The organism is Nitratidesulfovibrio oxamicus (genome assembly GCF_015731765.1).
GTDB classification, from domain to species: Bacteria; Desulfobacterota; Desulfovibrionia; order Desulfovibrionales; family Desulfovibrionaceae; genus Cupidesulfovibrio; species Cupidesulfovibrio oxamicus.
This window is the reverse complement of record NZ_VRYY01000067.1, coordinates 1-7671: the sequence shown is the minus strand read 5'-3', so window position 1 is coordinate 7671 and position 7671 is coordinate 1. Positions and strand designations below refer to the sequence as shown.

The window sequence follows — 7671 nt, the reverse complement described above, 5'->3', positions numbered from 1 at the left end:
GGGCGGGTTTTGCCGCGCCGCCGGGCGTGGTGTCGTCGCTGCCGGGGGCCTGCCGGGTCGCGCCGTCCCGCAGGAGGGCCAGCAGGGCGAAGATGCCGCCTTCGCCGTCGTTGTCGGCGCGCATGATGAACAGCACATACTTGAGGGTGACCACCACGGTCAGCGCCCAGAACACCAGCGAAAGCACTCCCAGAATGTTGGTGGGCGTCACGGGCAGGGCATGCAGGCCGTGGAAGCATTCCTTGATGGCGTACAGGGGGCTGGTGCCGATGTCGCCGTACACCACGCCCAGGGCGGCCAGGGCCAGCGGCAGCAGGCGGTTGGCGGCGTGGGTGGGCTGGGTGGCCCCAGGTTCGATGAACGGGCCCGATGGCGCAGATTGGCCCGACGGCGCGGGTTGAGCGGACGGCGTGGGCTGGGTGGGCGGCACGGTCGGGCCGGAAGACACGGTGGAAGCGAAAAGGGATGCGTGCGTGGACATGTGCTCATGACCGGCAACAGGCGCAGACCCGGCGCAAGGCACGGGTGATGCGCCCCCGGTGGTGGAGGCTTGCGGGGCGGAGTGCCCTGTGGTGGAGGAAATGGTGGACGAAGGCGCAACGGCATCGGTGCGCGGCGAGGCGCACGCGGTGCCGTCCGGCATGCTGCCGGACGCGGCTTCGCCCAACGGATCGGAACCGGTGGACATGAGGCCTCCGAATAGGGTGGGGAAAGCTTCCCCCACCCCGAGGCCTGTCCGTCCGGCGATGGCCGCCGCTGCATGGCAGCGGACGGATGCACGGAAGGTGCTCGGAGGGGTGCTCTCCCTTCGACGCCTGCGAGGTTAGCTGACGGGCTCGGGCCGAAGAGATTGCCCTACGCCTTGCGGCGATACGCCCCGTACCGGGTGACCGGCTGTTGGGTCCCCCGCTTCCGCCCCCAGGGCGGAACTCGGCGATTTCGACGAGGGGCTACGCCTGTCCGCGTGCTCTGTCAATGGGGTGCGGATGCCATGTGCCGCAAGGAGTTTTGGCTGGATGCGCCGACTGGGCGCGGAGGGTCGCGGCGGGTAAGGCAGAGACGGGGGCTGCCGCGCACGTCAGGGACGGGAGGCGGCGTAGGGCATGCGCGGGGAACAGGCGAGGACAGACGCTGGACGGGAATCGGTGGGCAACGCAGGTGCAGCGTGTGTCACGGAGGGCAGGGGGCATGTGCCCATTGCCAGGGGCTGGCGTCTGCTTATTATGTAACGTGCGCGCGCGACGTTTGCCGTTGCCGCAGAGCCGCCCCGGAGAGCGAAGCCGATGTGGCGGTGGCTTTGGCGACTGGCGCGACTGGCGCGACTGGAGCGACAGGTGTTTTTTCATTTTTTCAGGTGTCGTGAAAGAAAACCGCTTGACGGTGACGGCGTGCGCATGTAGATACCCCTCCTGCCTCGCAGGTGTAGGCGCGTAGCTCAGGGGGAGAGCACTTCCTTGACACGGAAGGGGTCAGCAGTTCAAATCTGCTCGTGCCTACCACACCGAAAGCCCAGAGAGGGAGGTTCCGGCCTCCCTTTCTTGTTATGGTGCGCGCGGCGGCAACAACAAACTCACCGAGGAGATTCGGCGTGAACGTGACCATCGAAGGACAGGTGTTCGACGTGCAGTCCGGCGTCTCCTGCCGTGACGCCCTCAAGGGCGCCCTGAGCGGGAAGAAATTCAAGAATGTCGTAGCCTGCCGCTGCAACGGCACCCCGCTCGACCTCACCGCCACCGTGCCCGCCGACACCACCACCATCGAACCGGTCTTCGCCGATTCGCCGGAAGGCATCGAGCTTATCCGCCACTCTGCCGCGCACATCATGGCGGAAGCGGTGCAGAAGCTGTTTCCCGGCGTGAAGGTGACCATCGGCCCTGCCATCGACAGCGGGTTCTACTACGATTTCGACTACGAACGCCCCTTCTCCGTGGACGACCTCGAAGCCATCGAGGCGGAAATGCAGAAGATCGTGGCTGCCGCGCATCCCTTCTCGCGTACTGAAATGACCAAGGACGAGGCCGTGGCCCTGTTCGAGGGCATGGGCGAAACCTACAAGGTCGAGATCGTGCGCGACATTCCGGCGGACACGGTGTCCGTGTACCGCAGCGGCGACTTCGTGGACCTGTGCCGCGGCCCGCACATTCCCGACACCAGCTTCGTGAAGGCGTTCAAGCTGCTTTCCGTGGCCGGTGCCTACTGGCGCGGCGACGAGAAGAACCGCATGCTTTCGCGGGTGTACGGCACCGCCTTTGCCGACCCCAAGGCCCTGAAGGACTACCTGCACCAGATCGAAGAAGCCAAGCGCCGCGACCACCGCAAGCTGGGCCAGCAACTGGACCTGTTCGCCTTCCACGAAGACGTGGCCCCCGGCATGGTCTACTGGCATCCCAAGGGCATGCTGCTGCGCACCATCCTCGAGGACTTCCTGCGCAAGGAGCACCTGAAGCGCGGGTATGAACTGGTGCAGGGGCCGCAGCTGCTGCGCCGTGAGGTGTGGGAAAAGTCGGGCCACTACGACAACTACCGCGAGAACATGTACTTCACCGTCATCGACGACAACGCCTATGGCGTGAAGCCCATGAACTGCGTCTCGCACATGCTCATCTACAAGAGCCACCTGCGCAGCTACCGCGATCTGCCGCGCCGCATGTTCGAACTGGGCGTGGTGCACCGCCACGAAAAGTCGGGCGTGCTGCACGGCCTGTTGCGCGTGCGCCAGTTCACTCAGGACGATGCACATATCCTGTGCCGCCCCGACCAGCTGGAAGCCGAAATCATCGGCGTCATTGCGCTGGTGCGCGACCTGATGGGCCTGTTCGGGTTCGACTACCGCATCGTCATCTCCACCCGGCCGGAAAAGTCCATTGGCTCGGACGAGGACTGGGACCGCGCCACCAATGCGCTTATCGGCGCGGTGGCCACGGCGGGCCTGTCGTACACCATCAATGAGGGTGACGGCGCGTTCTACGGGCCCAAGATCGACATCAAGGTCACGGACGCCATCGGGCGCGAGTGGCAGCTGTCCACCATCCAGGTCGATTTCACCTTGCCTGACAGATTCGACTTGGTGTACATCGGGCAGGATGGCGAGCGCCATCGCCCGGTTATGGTCCACAGGGCCATCCTGGGTTCGCTCGAACGCTTCATCGGCGTGCTTACGGAGCACTTTGCCGGGGCCTTTCCCACGTGGATCGTCCCGGTTCAGGCGCGCCTGCTGACCGTCACCGACGCCCAGAACGATTTCGCCATGGGCGCGCGTGACCAACTGATGGCCGCAGGCCTTCGGGTAGAGGCCGATACGCGCAACGAAAAGCTGGGCTACAAGGTCCGCGAAGCCCAGTTGGAAAAGATCCCCTACATCCTCGTGGTGGGGGACAAGGAAGTGGAGGCCGGGGGCGTCAACGTGCGGCTGCGCACCGGCGAAAACCTTGGCCTCAAGACCCTTGCCGAAGTGGCGGAAATGATCAGGGCGGACTGCCAGGAACCCTTCAAACGTGGAGGAATGAGCTATAGCTTCTCCTAACAACAGGATGCGCCGCGATATCCCGCAAGACACCGTGCGGCGCAATGAACAGGTCCGTGCCCGCGAAGTGCGGGTCATCGGAGCGGACGGCGAACAGCTCGGCATCTTGTCGCGCAACGACGCCATCGCGCACGCCAAGGAGCTGGGCCTCGACCTCGTCGAGGTGGCCGCCACGGCCGATCCGCCCGTGTGCCGCGTGATGGACTACGGGCGCTTCAAGTACGAGCAGCAGAAGAAGAAGGCCGAGGCGAAGAAGAACCAGACCGTGATCCAGATCAAGGAAATCAAGGTCCGGCCCAAGACGGATGACCATGACTACGACACCAAGGTCAGGCACATCCGCCGCTTCATCGAGGAAGGCGACCGCTGCAAGGTCACCGTTTTCTTCCGCGGGCGCGAAATTGTCCACAAGGATCGCGGCCAGTCCATTCTCGACCGCATTGTCGAGGATACCAAGGACATCGCCAAGATGGACCAGGAGGCCCGCGCCGAAGGCCGCACCCTGTTCATGATGCTCGCTCCGCTGCCGAAGAAATAGGCCGCTTCGGCTCTTGCTTCCGGCGCGTTTTTATCGCATTATGCCCCCTCTCGCCGGGGGTGCGGTCGCTTGCGCCGCTGCAACCGACCGGGAATTTTCGACGATCCAGTCCTTGAGAAGGCAAACCGGGTCCTCCGCCTGGCGGGGGGCTTCGTCATGTGTCCGTTGCCGCCTTGGCGGCTTCGGCTCGAGCAGAGAACGGCAAGGAGTATCCAATGCCCAAGATGAAGACCCGGCGTTCCGCCGCCAAGCGCTTCTCCGTGACCGGCAGCGGCAAGTTCAAGCGCCGCAAGCAGAACCTGCGCCACATCCTCACGAAGAAGAACGCCAAGCGCCGCATGCGCCTCGGCCAGTCCGCCACCGTGGACAGCACCAATGAAAAGGCTGTGCGCCGGATGATGCCCTACGCCTAGGTCATAGACGCCATTCAGGTTCTTTCGCCCTCCGGCGGCGTCGGACTCGCCTTTTGCTCCGGTCGAGTACCAAAGAGTACACTCCCTGCGCAAAAGGTTCGTCCTCCTTGCCGGAGAACGAAATCTCCCTGAATGTCGCCCATGTCCGGCGTTATTGCCTTTGCCGGGACAGCACCCGGAAAGGCAGCCCCATTGGGGCGCATCTCCCGCACTTTACATTATCCGCTCCGCTGGCCCGGTCTCTCGCCTCGCGGAGTCAAGATCACGATGGAGGTATTCCATGCGCGTGAAGAGAGGTCTCGCCTCCCACAGGCGTCACAAGAAGTATTTGGACGCGGCCAAGGGTTTCCGTGGCGGCCGCAGCAAGCTGTACCGCACCGCCCGCGAGGCCGTGGAACGTTCGTGGATGTACGCGTTCCGCGACCGCAAGGTGAAGAAGCGCGAATTCCGCAAGCTGTGGATCCTGCGCATCAACGCCGGCGCCCGCATGCACGGTCTGTCCTACAGCAAGTTCATGCACGGCCTCACCCTTGCCGGCATCTCCCTGAACCGCAAGGTGCTTGCCGACCTTGCCGTGCGCGAGAAGGAAGATTTCGCGAAGCTGGCGCAACTCGCCGCCTCGAAACTCAACTAACCCCATACGGGGTCTCTACGCATGGACCTTCTCAAGGAACTGGAAAGCCTGGTCCCGGAACTCGAAAGAGGCCTGGACCAGGCTTCGTCGTTGACGGAGCTTGAGGAACTGCGTGTCGCCTTCCTTGGCCGCAAGGGGCGTCTTGCGCAGATCATGGGCCGTTTGCCCGAACTTTCGCCGGAGGACCGGCCCCGCCTGGGGCAGGCTGCCAACGGCGTCAAAATGGCGCTCACCGAACGCTTCGAAGGCCGCAAGGGCACCCTTGAAGCCGCCAGCGAGGCCGCCGCGCTTTCCCGCTTCGACCCGACCTTGCCCGGCCGCGCGCCGTGGCGTGGCTCGCTCCACCCCGATACCCTGGTCATGGAGGAAATCTGCTCCGTGTTCCGGGGGCTTGGTTACGACATCGTGACCGGGCCGGAAGTGGAGATGGACCACTACAACTTCGAAGCGCTGAACATGCCCGCCGAACATCCGGCGCGTGACATGCAGGACACCCTGTACGTCACCGAGTCGATCCTGATGCGCACCCACACCTCGCCGTTGCAGGTGCGCACCATGCTGGCGCGCAAGCCTCCGGTGGCCATCATCGCCCCCGGCAAGGTCTACCGCCGCGACTCGGACATCACGCACACCCCCATGTTCCATCAGATCGAAGGTCTGATGGTGGACAAGGGCGTGAGCATGGCCGACCTGCGCGGCACGCTCACCTCGTTCCTGCGTACCGTGTTCGGCGGCGATACCAAGGTCCGCTTCCGCCCCAGCTTCTTTCCCTTCACCGAGCCCAGCGCCGAGGTGGACATTTCGTGCTGCATCTGTGGCGGCAAAGGGCACGTGGGCAACGAACCCTGCCGGGTGTGCAAGACCACCGGCTGGGTCGAGATCCTGGGCTGCGGCATGGTGGACCCCGCCGTGTTCACCGCCGTGGGCTACGATCCCGAAGAATACACCGGCTTCGCCTTCGGCCTCGGCGTCGAACGCGTGGCCATGCTCAAGTACGGCATTGGTGACCTGCGCATGTTCTTCGAGAATGATGTGCGGTTCCTGTCCCAGTTCAGGTAGCCACTGACCCCGGATGGGTCTTTCGCCCGCTGGCGGCGTCGGGCGCGCCTTGTGCCCCTGTTGCGCGAGAGTCACGTACAGGAAAAGTACGCTCGCCTCGGCCAAGGCTTGCCCTTCTTGCCAGCAAACGAAATCCCTCATCCGGGGCGGTTGCTGTCATGAACACCGTTTTTTGAATGCTTCTGCGGGGCAGTCCTGCCTCGTTCGGAAGGGGAGCAGGAGACAGCGTCCCCTGCCCGCCGGAGGCGTAAAAAACGCCTGACGACCCCGCCCCTTCGCAAACTTTCTCATGGAGTAGCCCCATGCTGCTGTCCCTTGCCTGGCTGCGCGAATTCGTTCCCTTCGAAGGCACCGCCGAACAACTCGGCGACCGTCTGACCATGCTCGGCCTTGAACTGGAGGAGATCCGCCGCCCGTTCGACGCCATCCGCGCCATCGTGGTGGGCCACGTGGTGGAACGCGCCAAGCACCCGGAGGCCGACAAGCTTTCGGTATGCAAGGTGGACGCGGGCCAGGGCGAGTTGCTGGACATCGTGTGCGGCGCGCCCAACGTGGCCGCTGGCCAGAAGGTGCCGGTAGCCCTGGTGGGCGCCACCATGCCCGGCGGCATGGTCATCAAGAAGGCCAAGCTGCGCGGCCAGCCCTCGCACGGCATGATCTGCTCCGAACGCGAACTGGGCCTCAGCGACGACCACGAAGGCATCATGGTCCTGCCGGAGCACTTCACGGTGGGCAGGCTGCTGGTGGACGAACTGCAACTGGACATGGAGGTGTGCGACATCTCCATCACGCCCAACCGCGCCGACTGCCTTTCCGTGCTGGGCCTTGCGCGCGAGGTGGCCCTGGGCTTCGGCCTGCCGCTGACCCTGCCCCGGCTGAACCTGGTGGAGGACGGCCCGGATTGCTCCCGCGAGGTGGCCATCGACATCGCGGACCCGGCCCTGTGCCATGCCTACCACGGGCGGATTCTCGAAAACATCCGCGTGGGCAAGAGCCCGGAGCGCATCCGCCACCGGCTCACCGCCATCGGCGTGCGCCCCATTTCCAACATCGTGGACGCCACCAACTACGTGATGATGGAACTGGGCCAGCCCATGCATGCCTTTGACCTGGACCTGCTGGAGGGGGCGCGCATCGTGGTGTCCCCGGCGGTGGCGGGCGAACGCATCGTGACCCTGGATGGCCAGGACCGCGCGCTGGTGGCGGGCGACCTGCTGATTCGCGACGCGGTGAAGCCCGTGGCCCTTGCGGGCGTCATGGGCGGCGCCAACTCCGAAGTTTCCGAAGCCACCACCCGCGTGCTGCTGGAAAGCGCCGTGTTCCGCCCCGGCACCGTGCGCCGCACGGGCCGCAGGCTGGGCCTTTCCAGCGAGGCGTCGTACCGCTTCGAGCGCGGCGTTGACCAGGCTGGTGCGGTGTACGCCATGCACCGCGCGGCCCAGATGATGGCCGAACTTTCCGGCGCGCGGCTGCGCCCCGGCATGTGCAGCGCCGAACCGCGCCC

7 protein-coding genes, 1 tRNA gene and 1 riboswitch are annotated in these 7671 nt (G+C 65.0%); of the genes, 7 read left to right on the top strand and 1 reads right to left on the bottom strand.

Going from position 1 to position 7671, the window contains the following annotated elements:
• On the bottom strand, positions 1-481 hold a 481-nt coding region (locus FVW20_RS03200), incomplete at its 3' end, for a KUP/HAK/KT family potassium transporter (RefSeq protein WP_196608270.1).
• Between the two features lie 316 nt (positions 482-797).
• A riboswitch (cyclic di-AMP (ydaO/yuaA leader) is annotated at positions 798-946 on the bottom strand.
• 478 nt (positions 947-1424) lie between these two features.
• Here FVW20_RS03200 and FVW20_RS03195 point away from each other — a divergent pair.
• The 7 genes from FVW20_RS03195 to pheT form a co-directional block, all read left to right on the top strand.
• Positions 1425-1499, top strand: a tRNA-Val gene (locus tag FVW20_RS03195).
• Between the two features lie 89 nt (positions 1500-1588).
• Positions 1589-3523: a threonine--tRNA ligase gene (gene thrS, locus FVW20_RS03190; RefSeq protein ID WP_196608269.1), complete on the top strand. Its 1935-nt coding sequence runs from the start codon at positions 1589-1591 to the stop codon at positions 3521-3523.
• Between the two features lie 7 nt (positions 3524-3530).
• Entirely contained in the window at positions 3531-4061 is a 531-nt protein-coding gene (gene infC, locus FVW20_RS03185) for a translation initiation factor IF-3 (RefSeq protein WP_012612127.1), read from the top strand.
• A 215-nt stretch (positions 4062-4276) separates the two neighbouring features.
• On the top strand, positions 4277-4474 hold the full coding sequence (rpmI, locus tag FVW20_RS03180) for a 50S ribosomal protein L35 (protein WP_007522955.1): 198 nt from the start codon (positions 4277-4279) through the stop codon (positions 4472-4474).
• A 280-nt stretch (positions 4475-4754) separates the two neighbouring features.
• A complete protein-coding gene (gene rplT, locus FVW20_RS03175) occupies positions 4755-5108 on the top strand; it encodes a 50S ribosomal protein L20 (RefSeq protein WP_007522954.1) in 354 nt (117 codons plus the stop codon).
• 21 nt (positions 5109-5129) lie between these two features.
• Positions 5130-6167, top strand: a complete 1038-nt coding sequence (pheS, locus tag FVW20_RS03170) for a phenylalanine--tRNA ligase subunit alpha (protein ID WP_196608268.1) — start codon at positions 5130-5132, stop codon at positions 6165-6167.
• Between the two features lie 302 nt (positions 6168-6469).
• Positions 6470-7671, top strand: a 1202-nt coding sequence (pheT, locus tag FVW20_RS03165; protein ID WP_196608267.1) for a phenylalanine--tRNA ligase subunit beta, incomplete at its 3' end; no start/stop codon positions are given.